Source organism: Pantoea endophytica, assembly GCF_002858935.1.
Classification (GTDB): Bacteria; Pseudomonadota; Gammaproteobacteria; order Enterobacterales; family Enterobacteriaceae; genus Pantoea; species Pantoea leporis.
Window position 1 is genome coordinate 166,097 of record NZ_PJRT01000007.1, and the last position, 21,029, is coordinate 187,125.

At 46.1% G+C, this 21,029-nt stretch carries 16 protein-coding genes; 9 read left to right on the forward strand and 7 right to left on the reverse strand.

The annotated features are described in order from the left end of the window. The first annotated feature begins 445 nt into the window (after positions 1 to 445). Genes PZBJ_RS07375 through PZBJ_RS07390 form a run of 4 tightly spaced genes read left to right on the forward strand, consistent with a single transcriptional unit; the run spans position 446 to position 6,567 of the window. Positions 446 to 1,594, forward strand: coding sequence for a capsule biosynthesis protein (locus PZBJ_RS07375; RefSeq protein ID WP_101761922.1), 1,149 nt, complete (start codon positions 446 to 448; stop codon positions 1,592 to 1,594). A gap of 23 nt (positions 1,595 to 1,617) precedes the next feature. After that, complete coding sequence (locus PZBJ_RS07380; protein ID WP_101761923.1) at positions 1,618 to 3,294, forward strand: polysaccharide biosynthesis/export family protein; 1,677 nt, start codon at positions 1,618 to 1,620, stop codon at positions 3,292 to 3,294. Positions 3,295 to 3,306: 12 nt separating this feature from the next. Beyond that, the gene (locus tag PZBJ_RS07385; RefSeq protein ID WP_101761924.1) at positions 3,307 to 5,337 is read left to right on the forward strand and encodes a capsule polysaccharide biogenesis protein; all 2,031 of its coding nucleotides are present in this window, start codon (positions 3,307 to 3,309) and stop codon (positions 5,335 to 5,337) included. Positions 5,338 to 5,340: 3 nt separating this feature from the next. Beyond that, positions 5,341 to 6,567, forward strand: a complete 1,227-nt coding sequence (locus PZBJ_RS07390; protein WP_101761925.1) for a capsule polysaccharide biogenesis protein — start codon at positions 5,341 to 5,343, stop codon at positions 6,565 to 6,567. 98 nt (positions 6,568 to 6,665) lie between these two features. Here the strand turns inward: PZBJ_RS07390 and PZBJ_RS07395 are convergent, their stop codons facing one another. The 6 genes from PZBJ_RS07395 to PZBJ_RS07420 form a co-directional block, all read right to left on the reverse strand. Beyond that, a complete protein-coding gene (locus tag PZBJ_RS07395) occupies positions 6,666 to 7,307 on the reverse strand; it encodes an acyltransferase (RefSeq protein WP_158238600.1) in 642 nt (213 codons plus the stop codon). Positions 7,308 to 7,391: 84 nt separating this feature from the next. Further along, positions 7,392 to 8,510: a Stealth CR1 domain-containing protein gene (locus PZBJ_RS07400; RefSeq protein ID WP_240632898.1), complete on the reverse strand. Its 1,119-nt coding sequence runs from the start codon at positions 8,508 to 8,510 to the stop codon at positions 7,392 to 7,394. Positions 8,511 to 8,566: 56 nt separating this feature from the next. After that, positions 8,567 to 9,487, reverse strand: coding sequence for a hypothetical protein (locus PZBJ_RS07405; RefSeq protein ID WP_101761928.1), 921 nt, complete (start codon positions 9,485 to 9,487; stop codon positions 8,567 to 8,569). Further along, positions 9,484 to 11,886 (reverse strand): glycosyltransferase, encoded by a 2,403-nt coding sequence (locus tag PZBJ_RS07410; RefSeq protein ID WP_101761929.1) that lies wholly within the window; start codon positions 11,884 to 11,886, stop codon positions 9,484 to 9,486. The genes PZBJ_RS07405 and PZBJ_RS07410 overlap by 4 nt, the downstream gene beginning before the upstream one ends. Positions 11,887 to 11,932: 46 nt before the next feature. Next, entirely contained in the window at positions 11,933 to 12,616 is a 684-nt protein-coding gene (locus PZBJ_RS07415; protein ID WP_101761930.1) for an ABC transporter ATP-binding protein, read from the reverse strand. Further along, positions 12,613 to 13,389, reverse strand: a complete 777-nt coding sequence (locus PZBJ_RS07420; RefSeq protein WP_101761931.1) for an ABC transporter permease — start codon at positions 13,387 to 13,389, stop codon at positions 12,613 to 12,615. The genes PZBJ_RS07415 and PZBJ_RS07420 overlap by 4 nt, the downstream gene beginning before the upstream one ends. Positions 13,390 to 13,877: 488 nt before the next feature. Here PZBJ_RS07420 and speB point away from each other — a divergent pair, with 488 nt between their 5' ends. Together speB and PZBJ_RS07430 are read left to right on the forward strand one after the other, a co-directional pair. Continuing rightward, positions 13,878 to 14,798 (forward strand): agmatinase, encoded by a 921-nt coding sequence (gene speB, locus PZBJ_RS07425; RefSeq protein WP_101761932.1) that lies wholly within the window; start codon positions 13,878 to 13,880, stop codon positions 14,796 to 14,798. 54 nt (positions 14,799 to 14,852) lie between these two features. Continuing rightward, complete coding sequence (locus tag PZBJ_RS07430) at positions 14,853 to 15,257, forward strand: YidB family protein (RefSeq protein ID WP_101761933.1); 405 nt, start codon at positions 14,853 to 14,855, stop codon at positions 15,255 to 15,257. A gap of 161 nt (positions 15,258 to 15,418) precedes the next feature. Here PZBJ_RS07430 and loiP read toward each other — a convergent pair whose 3' ends face one another. Next, complete coding sequence (loiP, locus tag PZBJ_RS07435; RefSeq protein ID WP_101761934.1) at positions 15,419 to 16,171, reverse strand: metalloprotease LoiP; 753 nt, start codon at positions 16,169 to 16,171, stop codon at positions 15,419 to 15,421. Between the two features lie 273 nt (positions 16,172 to 16,444). Between loiP and tkt the strand changes: the two genes are divergently transcribed. From tkt to pgk, 3 genes are all read left to right on the forward strand, one after another. Further along, the gene (gene tkt, locus PZBJ_RS07440; RefSeq protein ID WP_101761935.1) at positions 16,445 to 18,436 is read left to right on the forward strand and encodes a transketolase; all 1,992 of its coding nucleotides are present in this window, start codon (positions 16,445 to 16,447) and stop codon (positions 18,434 to 18,436) included. A 343-nt stretch (positions 18,437 to 18,779) separates the two neighbouring features. After that, complete coding sequence (epd, locus tag PZBJ_RS07445; protein WP_101761936.1) at positions 18,780 to 19,799, forward strand: erythrose-4-phosphate dehydrogenase; 1,020 nt, start codon at positions 18,780 to 18,782, stop codon at positions 19,797 to 19,799. 51 nt (positions 19,800 to 19,850) lie between these two features. Beyond that, complete coding sequence (gene pgk, locus PZBJ_RS07450) at positions 19,851 to 21,014, forward strand: phosphoglycerate kinase (protein ID WP_101761937.1); 1,164 nt, start codon at positions 19,851 to 19,853, stop codon at positions 21,012 to 21,014. Positions 21,015 to 21,029: the final 15 nt, after the last annotated feature.

Genomic DNA, 21,029 nt, shown 5'->3' on the forward strand with positions numbered 1-21,029 from the left:
GAAACGGCGGTTTTTTATTTGGGTGATTGATGAGGGCACCATGAAGTTTTGGTAACTATTACACGAACCGTTAAATATCAAATCCCACACTTATATAATTAATTACAGCAAGAAATGTCTTGAGTTGGCTTGTTATTAGAGAAAAGGGTTTCCCGAAGTGAACGATAACAAGCCGTTTCTCAAATGCGCTAAGTGCGCTTAACGCTAAGCTGAGCGCTTTGATACGTTACGCACATGAAATTATGAACAAATCAATGTGGTTTTATTTTCGAGCGCGGGAAGACGGACGCGGTACTTTTATTTAATGCGCTGCAATTTGTCACCAAAAAACATCCCGAAATATTGGATTTTCCTCGAGGGGCGGCAGGGTTATTAATGCGCAGAGCCGCAGGCCGAACCTCAATGATGTGCTACGGCACGCTTATGAATATTTGATGATTGCTCCATGTTAATAAAAGAGAATTCCACCTTATCAAAATTTGAAAAAAGATTAGGCGTTGTTTCTTTCGCCAATCTTAAACGGCACCTCGGAAAAGGGATCATTTTTCTCCCAATGACGTTGCTGATTATTTATCTGGCAATATTCAGTCAGCCGCGTTTTGTGAGCGAATCCAAAGTCGCGATTAAACGCTCAGATGATCTTGCCAGCAATAGCGTGAATTTTGGCTTGTTGTTAGGGGCGATTAATCCCAGTTCGGTGGAAGATGCACTTTACTTAAAGGAGTACATCAATTCGCCGGATATGCTGGCAGTGCTAGATAAACAACTTAATTTCCGTCAAACCTTCAGCCAAAGCGGGCTGGATTTCTTGCACCATCTGTCTCCTGATGAAACTGCCGAAAAATTCCTGCGTTATTATCGTGAACGTATCAGCGTAACGTATGACGATAAAGCCGGATTGCTGGCTATTCGCACGCAAGGCTTTACGCCGGACTTTGCCCTTAACTTTAATAAAGCGGTGCTGAAAGAGTCCGAACGCTTCATTAATGAGTTGTCGCACCGTATTGCGCGTGATCAACTGGCCTTTGCGGAAAAGGAGATGGAAAAGTCCCGCTCACGCCTGAATAACAGTAAATCCGAGCTGCTGGCGTATCAGAACAGCAACAATGTGCTGGATCCTGAAGCGCAAGCGTTAGCAGCCAGTTCACTGGTTAACACGCTGATGGGCCAGAAGATCCAGATGGAAGCGGAGCTGCGTACTCTGCTGACCTATCTGCGTGATGACGCTGCGCAAGTTGTCAGCGTACGTAACGCCATTGCCTCGATGCAGGCGCAGATCGATAACGAGAAAGGCAAAATCACCGCGCCGCAGGGCGACAAACTTAACCGCATGGCGGTGGAGTTTGAAGAGATTAGATCGCGTGTCACCTTTGATAATGAGCTTTACAAGCTTGCGCTGACCTCTATCGAAAAAACACGCGTGGAAGCCGCTCGCAAACTGAAAGTGCTTTCGGTGATCAGTTCACCGCAGCAGCCGCAAGAGTCCACTTTCCCCAATATTCCGTATTTGATCGCCTGCTGGTTGCTGGTGTGCTGCTTAATGTTTGGCACCCTGAAACTGATATTGGCGGTGATTGAAGATCATCGGGATTAATGCTGTCGCAGAATGAGTCTGTTATGAAAATTTTAAAATCATTTGTAATGATCGCAGCTTGCTTCACTGCGCAGGCCAATGCGGCCTTAAATATTAACGCTGATGCAAACTTAACCGGTGTTAAAACACAATCTTTGCTCAATTCGGCACCGGTAAATATCAGCAGCAATAACAGCGGATTTGATGATACGCCTGTGCCAGTTGCACCTGTGGTACTTAGCCGTATGTTTGGTGCCCAGCTGTTTAATGGCAATAGCGGAGAGAACGGGGCAAGCGTAGGTTTCAATCCCGGCTATATCCTGAATCCAGGAGATAGCATTCAGGTGCGTTTATGGGGCGCATTTACTTTTGACGGCGCGTTGCAGGTTGATCCCAAAGGCAACATTTTCCTGCCAAATGTGGGGCCGGTAAAAGTCGCTGGCATCAGTAACAGCCAGCTAAACGCGTTAATTACCAGCAAAGTGAAGCAGGTCTACCAAGCCAACGTCAGTGTGTATGCATCGCTATTACAGGCACAGCCTGTGAAAGTCTACGTCACCGGTTTTGTCCACAGCCCGGGTTTATATGGCGGCGTGACGTCGGATTCCCTATTGAACTATTTGATTAAAGCAGGCGGCGTTGATCCTGAACGTGGAAGTTACGTCGATATTGCAGTGAAACGTGGCAATAAAGTGCGATCCAATATCAACCTGTATGATTTTTTGCTTAACGGTAAATTGGGATTATCACAATTTGCCGATGGCGACACCATTGTGGTCGGGCCGCGTCAGCATACGTTCAATGTGCAAGGCGATGTATTCAATAGCTATAACTTTGAATTTCGCAACAGCACTATTCCTGTCACCGAAGCTTTGAGCTGGGCGCGAGTCAAACCGGGTGCGACGCATATTACTATTGTGCGCCAGCAAGGTTTAGCAAAGCGCAGCGAATATTATCCAATTCGCGAGGCGAACGGCCGCTTCCTGCAAGATGGTGACAGACTGATTGTGAGCACCGATCGCTATGCCAGCACGATTCAGGTCCGCGTTGAAGGCGCACACTCAGGTGAACACGCGATGGTACTGCCTTACGGATCCAACATGCAGGCGGTGTTGAAGCAGATTCGACCTAATAGTATGTCGCAGATGAGTGCCATCAAGCTGTATCGTCCCTCCGTGGCCTCCCGCCAGAAAGAGATGATGAACCTGGCGTTGCAGAAGTTAGAGGAAGCCTCGCTTTCTGCGCAATCATCCACCAAGGAAGAGGCTGGCCTCCGCTTCCAGGAAGCGCAATTGGTCAGCCGATTTGTGGCGAAAGCGCGTCAGGTCGTGCCAAAAGGTGAAGTCATTCTGAACGAGAAAAACCTCGCGGCCACCCTGCTGGAAGATGGTGATGTGATTAGCATTCCTCAGAAAACCTCACTGGTGCTGGTACATGGTGAAGTGCTGTTCCCGAATGCAGTGAGCTGGGAGAAAGGCTTACGCGCGAAAGATTACATCGCCAAAAGTGGTGGCTTTACGCAGAAGTCCGGTAATGCGCGCGTCATCGTTATTCGCCAGAACGGCGCAGCCGAAGACGCGGAAGATGTCGGTGCGCTGAATCCAGGTGATGAGTTAATGGTGCTGCCGAAGTATGAATCGAAGAGCATCGAAGTGACGCGTGGCATTTCCACCATCCTGTATCAATTAGCCGTTGCGGCGAAAGTGGTTCTTACGCTGTAAGGGTGCATCGTGATGATTGGTATATTCTCTTCGGGCATCTGGCGAATTCCATTTTTGCGTAATTTCCTGGCCCAGCCGTGCCAGAAATTATCGCTGCAACGGCCTGTCGCCGATGCCGTGACCACCATTGCAGTGTGGGGATATCGTCCCAATACACGTCAGCCAGTGGCGTGGGCGCGTAGTGTAGGAAAATCAGTGCTGCGACTGGAAGATGGCTATATCCGCTCGCTGGATCTTGGCGTTAATGGCGCGCCACCTTTTTCACTGGTGCTGGATAGATTGGGGATCTATTACGATGCTAACCGGCCCAGCGAGTTAGAGAAGATGATCCAGGAAAGAGAAGTTAATCAACGGCTTGCCGATGACGCCAAACGAGCAATGAGCATCATCGTTGAGCAAGATTTATCGAAATATAATCAGGCCCCGGCTTTTATTGCAGGAGCATGTGCAACCAGCAATGTAGTATTAGTTATTGACCAAACGCTAGGTGACATGTCCGTAACCTATGGCAATGCGGGGCCGAATAATTTTGTCCTGATGTTAGAGGCGGCGATGCGGGAAAATCCTGGTGCCGTGGTCTGGATAAAGGTCCATCCGGACGTACTACAAGGCAAGAAGTCGGGATATTACCACTCCTTCCAATCCACGCATCATATACATCTCATGGCTGATGATGTGAGCCCACAATCTCTGTTGCGGCATGTCTCACGTGTCTATGTCATGACTTCGCAGTATGGATTTGAAGCATTGATGGCAGGTAAACCGGTGACGTGCTTTGGCCAACCCTGGTATGCCGGTTGGGGATTGACCGACGATCGCCATCCACAAGCTAAGCAGCTAAGTGAACGGCGTGGCAACGCTACGCTTGAGCAACTGTTTGCGGCGGCCTACTTGCGCTATAGCCGCTATATCCACCCGTTGACCGGCGAGCCCGCAACGCTGTTTGATGTTTTGCATTGGATCCAATTGCAACGCAACTATCAGCTACCACGTATCGGACACCTTTGGGCGCCGGGTTTATCGATGTGGAAATACACCATCCTTAAACCGTTTTTGCGTACCGCTACCAATACGCTGAGTTTTTCAAAAAGTAATAAGCTGGCTACCGCGTGTGTGGTGTGGGGAATTGCTGGCGAGCAGCGTTGGTTGGAAAAAGCGCAAGCCCAACAATTACCTGTTTGGCGGATGGAAGATGGTTTTTTACGCTCTTCGGGCCTGGGTTCAGATCTTATGCCGCCGTTGTCCTTGGTATTGGATAAACGTGGTATTTATTACGATGCCACGCGACCCAGTGATTTAGAGGTGTTGCTCAATGAAAGTGAATTAACCGATGCTCAATGTTCGCGGGCGAGGAAGGTTCATCATCGACTCGTAAATAACAGAATCAGTAAATACAATCTTGGAGTTGATTTTACTTTGCCAGCCGATTCAAAAGGGAAACGTGTATTATTGGTGCCAGGTCAGGTAGAAAATGATGCATCTATTCAGACCAGCACCTTTACAATCTGTACTAATCGGGATTTGTTACGAACCGTACGGGAGCGTAATCCTGCGGCATACATTATTTACAAGCCACATCCAGATGTAGTAGTAGGCAACCGCAAAGGGCATATTACTGATAGAGAAATTAATCAATATGCTGATTATCAGGCGCTGGATGCAGACATTATTCAATGTATTCAGGTTTCCAATGAAGTACATACCATGACATCGCTTTCAGGATTCGAAGCTTTATTGCATGGCAAACGCGTGTACTGCTACGGCATGCCATTCTATGCTGGATGGGGATTAACATATGACGAGCATGATTGTTTCCGCCGTGTGAAACAGTTAGGCCTTTACGATTTAATCTATCAAGCATTAATTGCCTATCCAACTTACATTCATCCGTTACGACTGGATGCTATTTCAGTCGAAGAAGCCATTGAAATTCTCATCAATACACCACGAGCAAATATGGTGATTGATAAAAATTGGCGAGACAGACTTATGCGGATGGGAAAAAAGTTATCAATGTTTATTAAGGTTAAGTTAGCATTTTAAACCATGAGTGAAGCTATTAAAAAGCTGCTAAAAGGAAAGCAGTTCCTGTTGTTGCAAGGCCCAATGGGGCCTTTCTTTAATGACATGGCTTATTGGCTGGAATCATTAGGGCGTAAAGCCGTGAATGTCGTATTCAACGGCGGCGACCGCTTCTATTGCCGTAAACGTAAATACCTCGCGTTCATGCAAACAGAAAAGGAGTTTTCGGCTTGGCTCAACCAAGTTAAGCGGGATTATGAATTTGATACGATTTTATGCTTTGGCGATTGCCGGACGCTACATAAGGTAGCGAAAGGCTGGGCGCATACGCAAGGGGTTAGATTTTTTGTTTTCGAAGAAGGATATCTGCGACCAAATTTTATTACGCTCGAGGAGGGCGGTGTCAATGCCAACTCTTCATTGCCGCGCGATGCTGAGTTCTATCGACAGCTACTGGCGCAGCCAGCAGCAAAAATAGAGGCATGTTATCCATCTAAAATTCGCAAGATGGCGCATGCCAGTTGGTATTACTTCATTAGCTGGTATTATCGACATACTTTTGACCAATATTGTCACCATAAACCATTTTCACCTTGGCGCGAAGCCACATATTGGTTTCGTGCTGGGTGGCGCAAGACATTATATCAATTTAAGCAGAGATATATACTTAATAGATTAACGATTGAGCTAGATCAACGCTATTACCTGGCGATTTTACAGGTTTATAATGACAGCCAAATAGAGCATCATAGCCCTTATAATGATGTGCGGGATTATATCTATGAGGTAATGTGCTCCTTTGCGCAGCATGCACCAGCGGATACTTATCTGGTGATTAAACATCATCCAATGGATTGTGGGCATCGCAATTACGCAGCGCTGATCAATGAGCTCTGCAAGCGTTTAAATATTATAGATAGAGTAGTTTATATTCATGACCTCCCTTTGCGGGAATTAATTTTACATGCTCAAGGTGTGGTTACGATCAACAGCACCGCAGGGATTTTAGCGTTGATGCATGGTAAGCGGATAAAAGTGATGGGAGAGGCATTGTACGACATTCGAGGAGTAACGTTTCAGTCGGGTTTGGATTTTTTTTGGCGGGATCAATTTACTATAGATGATTATTTGTTCAAAAATTTTATGTCACATTTGACCTGCCAGACGCAAGTTAATATCCATTATTACCAATGGAACGTTTTTTCGAGTAAAGTTTGGAGTGAATTAGAAGACGTGCAAAACTTTAAATGAGCTCAATTTCAGCGTTGTTAATTAACGCCATGCTGACACTCAAGCGCAGCATGGTTCGTCAATTGCGGGTTCCCATTGAATATTTACTCTATTTTAGTTTAGTAAGGTTCTGCTGGCAGGAAGTCCATAGGAATGAGTGCGCGCTGCCACCTGACGTTTTCTCTGATTATTTTTGCAGGAATACCAACGGCTAAACTTCCGGGCGGAATGGTTTTTGTCACTAATGCTCTGGAGCCAATTATACTATTCTTTCCAATCGTAATGCCTTTTTGAATTGTGACATTCTCACCCAGCCATACTGAATCCTCAATGACGATACATTTGGCAGGATTTATTCTTTCTCCAGTCATATCATCAATGATTGAATGCCAATCTGTCGTAGACATCGTTATGTCAGAGAAAAGGCAATCCTTGCCTATGATGATTGATGCGCCTTCAGTAGCAACAATAAGTACATGACGATTCATTGCTGTTTGATCTCCGATTTCAATTTTAGATCCAGCACCAATAAAGTAACGTCCGCGAATGTAGGTTTTTTTACCAACTTTCCATACACCGTTACCATTTTCCATATTAATAGATACATTATTTAATATGCATCCTTCGCTGAAAGTAATGCTGGAGTTCTTACCTGATTGGAAATTTAGACTGAAATCACCTAAAACTTTTTCGGGTTTACCTATAACAACATTCCCTGCTGCAATGAAGCTTGCAATCTGTTTCTCATAACTATCATTCATAACAACGTTGTTCCTATTCATTTTAAGTGTTTTTCGATTGCAATCACTATAAAGAAGCTTTGTCATTCTTTTTACGTCATGACTTTACGAGATAAAAAATGATGATAGAAATTCATTCAATCTTTCACTGTAACCATCATGATTAAATTCATTAGAGCTAAAGTCATTCGCACAAAATGAATGTGGGAGATTATTGTCTTTTTTGCCATTAATAAGCGCTCGATAGAAACTGCCTGATGCAGGAGAGCGGATGTTAAAATAAAAACAGATGTCCAGATTCGGCGCGGATTTGCCCAGAATATATTGATGATAAGGAACGAGAAAGGTAGCAACATTTAAGTCATTCTTCGCTCTGAATTTGTTTTTGGAAAATGCAGCGATTTCATGTTGAAACATAGACGCACTTTCTTCAAAAACAGATTTAATCAAAGGTACATACGTATGAGTCAGTGTATTGTCAAATCGAACAGCAAAGTTTGATTCGAAGATATCGTTACAATTCTGACATGCTGATAACGTTGCTGTTGTTCTTTCTTCCCCTGGAGAATATGAAGTACTTTTGTTGCTAACAAATAAACTCGCTATCCCATTTGACTTGAAGAAATGCTCAGGGTTGTTTTTTTGAGCAACAAAGAAGTCATCGTTAAAGTAAATAAAGTGTTCTGATAATCCCTTGATTTTGTGTAGGTAGGCTTCAACTACATGTGAGTTAAATGTGGGCAGATATTGTTGTGGAATGATTTCGGAATGATCAACTAACACCACTCTATCCTTGAGGCTATCTGGAATTAATGGTTTTTGATTGTCAGTGACTATAAATATCCTGTTTACCCACGGTATGTTTTTTTCAATACTGAGTAGAGAGTAATAGAGTTCATTATGGTTACTGAATCTCGATTCTTCAGTTGCATAAAGTGCATATGATATGTCTGCATTGCTGTGCAGCCTTTTTTTTTGCAACCATGCTGAATCATTTGCATCGACCCAAGTGTATACAACATCGATTTTGAAAGCAGGTTTGAAGGAAGCTATTGAATTTTGTAAAGCACTAACAATAATACCTTCTGTTGCATTGATTATATTGTTGTGATTTAAAACCAAAGGGTGTCGTTTTAATAGGTAATCTCTAAAAAAGAGTATTGGTGCTCTTTTTAATTTCCTGAATTTTCTAAGGGAAATAGTTAGCATCTTATTGGGTTTCATTTTTAAAATTAATCCGCCCTGTATTTTTAAGAATGGATTAATTTAATTCTTTTATTTTAATGACTCAATTCCTGCTTCACGGATAAATAGTGTTCGTCACGTGAAACATGAGGAACAATCGTATCTAAAAACATAGCATAATCATCGTTTTTATCATTCATCTTGTTAAATGTTACGGCGAGAGGACATCGTTTCGAACCATGTACAGATTGTATCCAGATGAATTTTTCTTCATATCCTCTATCAAGCAGGGCAAACTGTATGGGTGATTTAATTATACTTTGCTCTCCCTTGGTCATAGTGTTAGAAATGGGTAAGAACTCGAATAAGTAATCATGTGGGTTACTGACAGACTCAAGTATGTTGTTGTAATGACAAAGTTGCATGTTATCAACGCAACAGAATTTTTCAGCGGGTGAAAAATTATAATCAAATTCACAGAAGTGTTCTGCGAATGTGTTTTTTACTCGGTCGATATTTCTTTTTTTATTCTTAATGAAAGTATAAGGAATACCCGCTGGAGATATAAAATCTTTATTCGTTACCTTCTTAAGGAATAGAAAGTTCAAATCTATAAATATAAATAACTCTCGTTTTGGACTGATGTTTCTTATCTTGTTTTTGAAAGCCTCACTGTAGTTTTTAAAAACACTTATGTCACTGTTGTTGCTTATTATACTTTGGCTAATGTATGAGAGACTTTTAAAATTAGTGTACTTAATAATACTACGATATTGATACCTTATTAAGCTTTCTTTGAATTTTATTTTATCACTTACGGTGTCGATGACTATTAAATGAATGTTTAATTTTTCATTATCATATTTTAGTAATGGAGGCTCAGTGATTGTTTCAACCGTTGGCGTTATGTTTACTGCATTAATTATTTCTTTTGATCTTCCACCCAGAATATTCTTAAAAGCATCCTTAACGAAAAGACCGGGGGTATTTAATAATTTTGAAGCTTTAGTCATCATTCACACTCCTTTAATAGCTTATCCATAACTTTAGATATTTCGTATTTTTCAAGATAGGTTTTTCGACTGTTCTCTCCAAGTTGACTGAGTAAGTTCTCATTAGCCATAAGTCTTTCCATGTTCATGGCAAAGTGTTGAGTATCAAAACAGGGAGAAACTAAAGCGTTATATTCATTCACCAGGAAATCTTTAGGACCATAGCCTATATCATAACTAACCACAGGTTTGCTCATGCTAAAGCTTTCAATATAGACCATCCCAAAAGCTTCTTTAGCAGATGTGAGTGCGCAGAATGCACTATTGTAGATCTCTTCATAAACTAATGATGTCGGTGGATGAATGGTAACTTGCGATGTTAAACCTAGCGTTGAAATCTGATTGATAAGGTTTTCTTTTTCATCACCGTCACCAAAAATGTCTAAAATCCAATCTGGGAATTTTTTTGCTATTTTTGCAAAAGATTCTATTAATAAATTGAATTGTTTTAGCTCAACCAAACGACCAAAAGAAACAATTCTTTTCTTCTGGATATCCCTGCCCGATTGTGAAATTAGTGGGAACTTATCTTCGAGTCCATTTGGAATGGGGGTAACCTTACTAATTCCTTGAGCATTGTACTCTTCTTTTTGAAAAGAAGTGAGAGTAAGTACCTTATAGGCTTTAGGGTAGTTTCTTAACAATGTTTTCTGTATTTCTTTAGAGTGTGAGCTAAATTCACGATGTTCTTGAACAATGACTTTATTCGACTTATGGGCATGCTTAATGATATTCACACATAGGCCTGGGAATGTGCCTATAATTGTTGCGTTCTTAATGGTTTTTAAAATGCTTACCAGTTTAAAGTCTGTCAACAAAGATAAGCCATTATAAAGATCTTCTGATTTTTTAAAAATCTTTGAAGAATATTGAGCGAGGTGATTATCCAGCTTTGTGCGGAACTTGCCATTGCTGCGTGCGTCATTGAGATATTCAATACGTACACTGGGATCAAGTTGTAGCTTAGGTGTATCACTGGTGCGCCGCATTGAGATAATGGATACCTGATAGCCAACAGAAACCAGATAATTTGCCTGGTTTATAACTGTTTGTACTGTTCCACCTACGCCATAGATATTATAACAGCAGTAAACAATGTGCTGTTGTTTATCGGCAATCACGTTATCCAGAAATTTATTGGTTTTATTAAAATTTTCATAATCACGGATGACTTTAAGGAAATCCTTTCTGGCTCGATGTTTGATCTTGAAATCAATGCTTTTGTCTGAAAATAGGTCTTCAAGTTCATCAATAGTACGCACGACTGAACCGTTGAATTCATAGGGGGATTTTAAAAAATGACCTCGTTCAAACTTGTAATTATCATAGTCAAATTGTAGGAAAATAACCGGTGTTTTTATCAGGTTAAATTCAAAGGCAATTGATGAGTAATCTGTTATGCATACAGCCGTATCTTTTAATACTGCTGAAAAGTCATCATGCCCGACAAATGAAATAGCTCCATCAAAGAGTTTTTCTATCATTGGTTTAAGATGGAGTATCTTTTCATGCAAATAAAATGCGATGTTTAAATTTCTTTTATTTGCATAATCAATTATTCCTTGGCTGTTTTTAATCTGCTGGACTATGTCTAAAAATGGATTGTCATCGCCAGGTTTTGTCCACTCTTCACGCCACGTAAAAAAGAATAATATGTTTTTTTCATTTTTCTTCTTCATTGGTAGTAGCTCATGTCGCGACAAGCCACTATTGATCACTCTTTTGTCGAGGAAACCAATATTCAGTATGAGTTTCTTTAGCGCCTGTAAATCATCTACCTCAACAGAATTTTTGTTAACGTAATATCGCTGGAGTAGCAAGATATAGAAATCTTCTAGGTTATTCCTTGAAAAAAAGTCATCGTAGTGTGGTATTTTGTATTTGATGGCTAATCTTTTTGTTTGGTTAATATCTTTTTGTGTTTGTAGTGTATTGATAACGATATTTTTCTCTGACTTCAACGAAGTGCTAAAATATCTTATTCTACCGTTGTAGTGACCTTTAAATATGAATATTCTCTTGTAAGAGATGATTCCGTGTTGAAGGTATACGATGGGAGCCCAGCCCTTTTCTAATGGTTTTTTATTAAAAGAGGGGAAAGTATCAAGATATCCGTCATTAAGCAGGAGGTAATCTGCATCATAAAATATCTTATGATGCTTTTTGCTATCCTTAAGTATGATGTTTTTATTAAAAGGTAAAAGTTTTTCTATGTCGACATTCTGTTTGCTATAAATGAAAAAAGTGTTTTTAAATCCTGACTTCATTCTATGCTGAAAATAACAAAAGCCATTATCACGGGCTTGCAGCCCTCCTTTTTCTCCAATGAGTATCAACAAATCTTGATGTTCGATTCCCTTCATTTCTCTTACCTAAAATAGATTGTTGTAAAATGATCAGCGGTGTTATTTATATTGGAATAGTATTTTTGTTATTTTCACTTCTTAAGTAAGCTTCAATAGCATCATTTACCGAGTCATAATAATTGACATAATTATCCCTACCAATGAAAATAGCTGCGTCACAATACTCTTTGAGCGTATTTAAGCTATGCGACACCATCAAAAAACTCGCACTTTTATGTCGTTCCTGGAACATCCTTGAGCATTTTTCTTTAAAGCGCGCATCACCTACCGCGGTGACCTCATCCACAAGATAATAATCAAAATCAAAAGCCATGCTTAAACCAAAACTTAATCTTGATTTCATTCCGGATGAATAAGTTTTGATCGGCATATTGAAGTATTTACCCAATTCAGCAAATGACTCAACAAAATCTATTTTCTCTTTCATCTCACTATGTTTGGCATATAAACGCGCGACGAATTTAACGTTTTCCCTACCGCTAAGACTGCCCTGAAAACCGCCAGTAAGGCCAACCGGCCAGGAAATCGTTTTATTGGTAGTGATTGCGCCGCTATCAGGCCGGTCAATACCACCAATCATGCGCAGTAATGTTGATTTACCTGCGCCATTTCGGCCAACCAACGCCACACTTTTTCCACCTGGCAGAGTGAGATTCAAATCTTTAAACACGAAGTGCCGGCCTGATGAGGTGCGGTACGACTTTGTGAGATTTTCAATCTTAATCATGATGTCAGCATTGCCTCTTCACGGGTGCGATAGATGGCAAGCCCCAAAAATAATGTCGTTAGTGTGAGAATGGCGAGATAAATGAGGCTGACGCCTTCGCTACTATAGCCCGGCATCACTGCTGCTCGGCTGAGTTCCACCACATGCAGGAGGGGATTCCAGAGTAGAAATGGCCAGTAATCTTTCGGCACTGCGTGCAGTGGAAACATTATTCCCGAGATGAAATAGAGCGGTTTAAGGAGAATTGGCAAAAGCTTCTGCGTTTCTGTGTAGGTTTTACCTATCACCATAAAAATGAGTCCAGCGCCACATGAGAAAATAATCAAAAGACTCCATGCACCCACTAATTGCAGTAGATTTGCCACAGAAAAATACTCCCCGGCAGCCCAAACAATCAACATCAGAAATATATAGACAGTTACGTAGATAATCGTCTCTAACATCGCCCTTGCTAAAACAGTATCGATGGGTTTAACCGGACGATAATTAAATAAGCCTTGGTTCGCGTCAATTACTCCAAGTGATCGAGTAGAGATATTAGAAAAAATGAAATAGGGAATGATCCCATTAAGTAAGAATACAGGGAAGGAAATGTCTGGCATTGTCCTATGCATGATGAAGCCAAAAATGGCCATCAATATTAATAAATGGGCTGATGGTTCTAGTATCGCCCAGAGATACCCCAAACGGAACTTACCGAATCTGGTTCTTATCTCTCTAAAAAACAATGCGTTAATCGTGGCGCTTTGTACATTTAATCCACTTCTTGCCATTTAAAACTCACAGTATTCTTGATTAATAGATATGCTACCGCCCTTGGCTTAACAGTTACCAATGCGCTGAGGATAAGATAATAGATAATAAGCAGCCTCGAATGGTCGCGTTGATTTGCCATCTACAGTTAGCTGATTAAATGGGTTGTTATTTGATTTGTATCGTATTTGCTACTTTTCTATCGATGAAATTATTGCCTGCCTTCCTATGAAGATAATTGAGAAAAGGCTCAATTTTCCTTATTCACTTCGCCACAAACATTCGTGATTAAATTATTATCGTTTATGGTTTTAAGCTCTCTCCAGCCGAAATGATTGACCCTGATTTATCTGGAGGCTTACCGCGTCAAAGCATTGATTGCGCCCAACTTCAATCTTCGTAATAATCACGCCCATCTATCCCTTCCTCGTAGTGTTTACGTTGAGGGGATTTTTTTCATCTATACCTAAACAGACCTATCGACTTACGGATCTTAAGAGGACCAGTTATGCATAACACCTTGGGCAATCAGTATGATAACTCATTGGTTTCTAACGCTTTTGGTTTCATGCGCTTCCCCCTCAACTTCCAGCCTTACGACAGTGACGCTGAGTGGGTGATCACCGGTGTTCCTTTCGATGCCGCGACCTCCGGTCGTCCAGGCAGCCGTTTAGGTCCGGGGGCAATCCGCCAGATTTCCACCAACCTGGCGTGGGAAGGCTGTCGCTGGCCGTGGGATTTCGATCTGCGCCAGCGTTTGAACGTGGTGGATTGCGGCGATCTGGTTTATGCCTTTGGCGATTCACAGGATCTCTCTGACAAACTGCAGGCGCACGCCGAGAAACTGCTAGCGAACGGTAAGCGCATGCTGACCTTTGGTGGTGACCACTACGTCACGCTGCCGCTGCTGCGTGCACACGCTAAGCACTTCGGCAAAATGGCGCTGGTGCATTTCGATGCGCACACCGATACCTATTCCAATGGTCCTACTTTCGATCACGGCACCATGTTCTTCACCGCGCCAAAAGAGGGTTTGATCGATCCGCAGCACTCTGTACAGATCGGTATTCGTACCGAGTTCGATAAGAGCTTGGGCTTCAACGTGCTGGATGCCGCGCAGGTCAACGATCGCAGCGTTGATGACATTCTGGCGGAAGTGAAGCGTACCGTTGGCGATCTGCCGGTGTATTTGACCTTTGATATCGATTGTCTGGATCCCGCCCACGCACCGGGCACCGGCACGCCAGTGATTGGCGGCTTGAGCAGCGATAAAGCCACCAAGCTGATTCGCGGTTTGCAGGGCATGAATATCGTCGGTATGGATCTGGTGGAAGTGGCGCCGGGCTACGATCACGCCGATCTGACCTCGCTGGCCGCAGCCACACTGGCGCTGGACATGCTGCACGTGCAGGCGGCAAATAAAGGTTAATCCTTTCTCCTGCGGCTACACTTATTGACGGTTAATTAATCTGCGGAGGCGACTATGGGTTTACTGGACGATTTAGTAGGATCGCTAGGAAACAGCAACGGAAGCGGGCAGGGCAACCAGATGCAACAGCTGATGGCTATCTGGAACTGGGTGCAGGAACAGGGCGGCGTTGAAGTGCTGCTACAGAAGTTTCAACAGGGCGGACTCGGGCAGGTGCTGAATAGCTGGCTTGGCAGCGGCAGTAACATGTCGATTGATGGCGGCGAGATTCAAAATGCGCTTGGCAATGATCAGCTGCAGTCGCTGGCGGATAAGCTCGGCACCGATGTACAGGGTGCGTCCGGTACGCTGGCTGCCTTATTGCCGCAGGTGATTGATAAGCTGTCGCCGCAGGGCCACATTAAGACGTCGAATACTCAGGATTTGGGTGCGATGGTGGATGGATTGTTTAAGCGTTGAAGATTGTTTGCTTTGATCTTTGCTTACTGTCCCCCATCCCGGCCTTCCCCCATGAATGGGGGAAGGAGACGCAGCTAAATGCAGCTTCCTCACTGACATGTGGCAGCATCTTCCTCCCCCATTCATGGGGGAGGACCGAGGAGGGGGACAGCAAGCACGATCTATTTCCCAGCCGCAATACGCTCACGAATATGCTGGGCGCGGGCTTCCGAATCCGGATGCGAGTCAAACATCGAACTCTGTCTTCCTTGCTCCAGTTTCGCTAGCTTCTCAAAGCTGGTCGCTAATCCCATCGGATCGATGCCGCGCTTTTTCAGCAGGTCGAACGAGTAGTCATCGGCTTGTGTTTCCTGAGTTTGCGAGAATTGCGCATTCACCAGCTTTTCGCCCATTTCACCCAATTGTGATTGTGACAGCGAGCCAATTACGCCGCCGACGGAAGCCGCAGCGGTGCGCGTTGCGGTGGTCGTCAGCGCCACCTGCATCGCTTTGCGCGTATGGCCCAGCGCGACGTGGCCCATTTCATGGCCCAGCACACCTTCGACTTCGTTATCGGTCATCATATCCATCAACCCGCTATAGACGCGGATACAACCGTTCGCCATCGCCCAGGCGTTAACGTCTTTGGTCTGATAAACCTTGTAGTTGGCAGGCACGCCGTTGATGTTGTCGCCTAGCGCCGCCGCGATTTTGTTCAGGCGCTGCTGGTATTCACTGTTAGCGGGCGCAACCTGATTGTCTTTATCCATCTGCGCACAGGATTGATCGCTCAATTCTTTCACCTGCGTATCGTTCAGCGCATAGGCCTGATAAGCCTGCGCACCCGATTGTAGCAGCGCGTTGTTATCAAACCCTTCGCAGCCGCTCAGCAGCGAAGCCATTCCCAGAGCAACAATCGTGGCTCTCATTTTCATATCGGCATCCTTTGGGTAACAAGGTAAAGAAAACAAACACCTGAAACTGGCCCAGATGTTTAAACGCTTAGGTTATAGCTCGCATGTTGTTCAATGACTAGCAGACAAGCCCGGAAATGCAAACGGTTACCCGTGATTTAGCACCCAGATGCATGTACTTTTGTCCTGATTTTCATGTACATTGATGTGCGACTTTTTTCTCGCTTCGCCTTATAACTGATTAATTACAATAAGTTAAGCGTGGCGGAGCATTAATCCGACCTGGAGTAGAAGATGCCCTCTCGTAAAGAGCTTGCCAACGCCATTCGCGCGTTAAGTATGGATGCAGTACAGAAAGCCAATTCGGGACATCCGGGTGCCCCAATGGGCATGGCGGACATTGCCGAAGTGCTGTGGCGTGACTTCCTGAACCATAACCCTACTAACCCGCTGTGGGCAGACCGCGACCGCTTTGTGCTGTCGAACGGTCACGGCTCAATGCTGATTTACAGCCTGCTGCACCTCACTGGCTACGATCTGCCAATGAGCGAGTTGCAGAACTTCCGTCAGCTGCACTCTAAAACTCCAGGCCACCCGGAATACGGCTACACCGCAGGCGTTGAAACCACCACCGGCCCGCTGGGTCAGGGCATCGCTAACGCAGTGGGTTTTGCCATTGCCGAGCGCACGCTGGCGGCGCAGTTCAACCGTCCGGGTCATGACATCGTAGACCATAACACCTACGTGTTTATGGGCGACGGCTGCATGATGGAAGGCATCTCACACGAAGTCTGCTCCATCGCCGGCACCCTGAAGCTGGGCAAACTGGTCGCCTTCTACGATGACAACGGCATCTCCATCGACGGTCACGTTGACGGCTGGTTCACCGACGACACCGCCAAACGCTTCGAAGCCTACGGCTGGCACGTGGTGCGCGGCGTGGACGGTCACGATGCGGACGCGATTAAAAAAGCGGTGGAAGAAGCCAAAGCGGTTTCCGACAAGCCTTCGCTGCTGATGTGCAAAACCGTGATTGGCTTCGGTTCGCCGAATAAAGCCGGTACGCACGACTCGCACGGCGCGCCGCTGGGTGCCGATGAAATCGCGCTGACCCGCAAGCAGCTCGGCTGGAACCACGGTCCGTTTGAAATCCCTTCAGACATCTACGCGCAGTGGGATGCCAAAGAAGCCGGCCAGGCGAAAGAGTCGGCGTGGGACCAGAAGTTTGCCGCCTACGCCGCCGCGCATCCGGAGCTGGCTGCCGAGTTCAAACGTCGCGTGAACAATGAGCTGCCGGCGAACTGGGCCAGCGAGTCGCAGAAGTTCATCGAGCAGCTGCAGGCCAGTCCGGCGAAAATCGCCAGCCGTAAAGCCTCGCAGAACGCCATCGAAGCCTTCGGCAAAATCCTGCCGGAATATCTGGGCGGCTCCGCTGACCTCGCGCCGAGCAACCTCACCATTTGGTCCGGCTCGAAGCCAATCAACGAAGACGCGGCGGGCAACTACATCCATTACGGCGTGCGCGAGTTCGGTATGACCGCCATCGCCAACGGTATCGCGCTGCACGGCGGCTTCCTGCCGTACACCGCCACCTTCCTGATGTTCGTCGAGTATGCGCGCAACGCCGCACGTATGGCCGCGCTGATGAAGATCCGTCAGATCATGGTGTACACCCACGACTCAATTGGTCTGGGCGAAGATGGCCCGACGCACCAGCCGGTTGAGCAGATGGCCAGCCTGCGCGTGACGCCAAACATGAGCCTGTGGCGCCCGTGCGACCAGGTTGAGTCAGCGGTAGCGTGGAAGTACGCTATCGAGCGCGTTGACGGCCCGTCGGCGCTGATCTTCTCGCGTCAGAACCTGGCGCAGCAGGATCGTAGCGCTGAGCAGCTGGCTAACGTGGCGCGCGGCGGTTACGTGCTGAAGGACAGCGAAGGTACGCCGGAGCTGATCCTGATCGCCACCGGTTCGGAAGTGGAGCTGGCGGTGGCGGCGTTTGATCAGCTGACGGCGGAAGGCCGCAAGGTGCGCGTGGTGTCTATGCCATCCACCGACGCCTTCGACAAGCAGGACGCGGCGTACCGTGAATCCGTGCTGCCAAAAGCGGTTGCCGCACGCGTGGCGATTGAAGCGGGTATCGCGGATTACTGGTTCAAATACACCGGCCTGAACGGCGCGATCGTCGGTATGACCACCTTCGGTGAGTCAGCGCCTGCGGATCAGCTGTTCAAAGAGTTTGGTTTTACGGTTGAGAACGTGGTGAAAACGGCGAAATCGATTCTGTAACTTTGCGCAGTAAATTGCGCCGCTACCGGTTAAGCACAGCCTGTAGCGGCGCGATTCATCGCGAGCACCTGCAATGCAGGCGTATCTAACCTGAAACGGTTCAATTATTCCTGCAGTAATAATCCGCCAGTGCAAAATTTGTGACGTAGATCCAATATTCAGCCACTCACTTGATCGCAATCATTCCCGTTATTCCTCTCTTGCATTACTCTAGCTGAACCGTTTCAGTTGTGAGCGAAATCGTGCATCTCACTCATGTGGGTAAGCAATAATTCCCTGTACAAACCGGTGTGAAACGCTCAGGCTAATCGGCACGTTTTTTCGGGTGTGGTTGAAGGTAGAGATGACCGTTCGCGTAGCAATAAATGGTTTTGGTCGTATCGGGCGTAATGTGTTGCGTGCCCTGTATGAAACCGGTCGCCGGGCTGAGATCACCGTGGTCGCCATTAACGAGCTGGCAGACGCCGCCGGCATGGCGCATCTGCTGAAGTACGACACCAGCCACGGCCGTTTTGCCTTTGATGTGCGCCAGGAGCGCGATCAGCTGTTTGTCGGTGACGACACCATTCGCATCCTGCATCTGGCTGAAATAGATGTGCTGCCGTGGCGCGAACTGAATGTGGATATCGTGCTGGATTGTACCGGGGTGTACGGTAGCCGCGCTGATGGCGAAGCCCATTTGGCGGCGGGTGCGAAAAAAGTGTTGTTCTCGCATCCGGGCGGCAACGATCTCGATGCCACAGTCGTGTTCGGTGTTAACGAACAAGCTCTTAAACAAACTGACCGCATTGTCTCCAACGCATCCTGCACCACCAACTGCATTATTCCGGTGATCAAGTTGCTGGATGACGCCTTTGGCATTGAGTCGGGCACCGTGACCACCATTCACTCGGCGATGCACGATCAGCAGGTGATCGACGCCTATCACAGCGATCTGCGTCGTACCCGCGCCGCCAGCCAATCGATCATTCCGGTAGATACGCGTCTCGCTGCTGGCATTACCCGTATTTTTCCGAAATTTAACGATCGCTTTGAGGCGATTGCCGTGCGCGTGCCCACCATCAACGTGACAGCCATTGATCTGAGCGTGTCGGTGCGCGAAGCGGTGAAGGCGTGTGAGGTCAACGCGTTGCTGCAAAACGCGTCAGAAGGGGCGTTTCGTGGTATAGTTGACTATACGGAATTACCGTTAGTCTCAGTAGATTTTAACCATGATCCGCACAGTGCCATAGTCGATGGCACGCAAACGCGGGTCAGTGGTCATCACCTTATCAAAACGCTGGTTTGGTGTGACAACGAATGGGGCTTTGCTAACCGCATGATCGACACCACGTTAGCAATGGCCGCAAGCGGTTTCAGGTAAGACGCGGACTGCGTCTGGCAAAACTTATGAGAATCAACGAGAGGGTTCACCATGTCTGTAATTAAGATGACCGATCTGGATCTTGCTGGTAAACGCGTTCTGATCCGTGCCGATCTCAACGTGCCAGTGAAAGAAGGGAAAGTGACGTCGGATGCACGTATTCGTGCTTCTCTGCCTACCATCGAAGCGGCGTTGAAACAGGGCGCGAAAGTGATGGTTACCTCTCACCTGGGTCGTCCGACCGAAGGTGAATACAACGAAGAGTTTTCCCTGCTGCCGGTTGTTAACTACCTGAAAGATAAACTGAACGGCACCAACGTTACCCTGGCAAAAGATTACCTCGACGGCGTTGAAGTCGGCGCGGGCGAATTGGTTGTGCTGGAAAACGTGCGCTTTAATAAAGGTGAGAAAAAAGACGAAGAAGGGCTGTCGAAGAAATATGCCGCACTGTGCGACGTGTTCGTGATGGATGCCTTCGGTACCGCGCACCGCGCACAGGCTTCTACCCACGGCGTGGGCAAATTTGCCCCAATCGCATGTGCCGGTCCGCTGCTGTCAGCTGAGCTGGAAGCGCTGGGCAAAGTGATGAGTAATCCAGAGCGTCCGCTGGTTGCTGTGGTTGGCGGTTCTAAAGTGTCGACCAAATTTGATGTGCTGCAGTCGCTGGTGAAGATTGCTGACACCGTGATTGTCGGCGGCGGTATCGCGAATACCTTCGTTGCTATCGATAACAACGTCGGTAAATCACTGTACGAGCCAGACTTCGTCGAAGCAGCAAAAGGTCTGCGTGATCAGTTTGGTATCCCGGTTCCTACTGATTCTCGCGTAGGCACGGAATTCTCTGAAACTGCCCCGGCAACCGTGAAAAAGGTTTCCGAAGTGGCGGATAACGAAGAGATTATGGACTTCGGCGACGAAACCGCACAGGCGATGGCCGCGATTCTTAAAGGCGCGAAAACCATTCTGTGGAACGGTCCGGTTGGCGTGTTTGAGTTCCCGAACTTCCGTAAAGGTACCGAAATCGTGGCAAATGCTATCGCCGATAGCGATGCATTCTCGGTGGCAGGCGGCGGCGATACGCTGGCTGCAATCGATCTGTTCGGTATCGAAGATAAGATCTCTTACATCTCTACCGGCGGCGGCGCATTCCTCGAGTTCGTGGAAGGTAAAAAACTGCCAGCAGTTGCTATGCTGGAAGAGCGCGCGAAGCAGTAACTCTTTGGGGGCGAC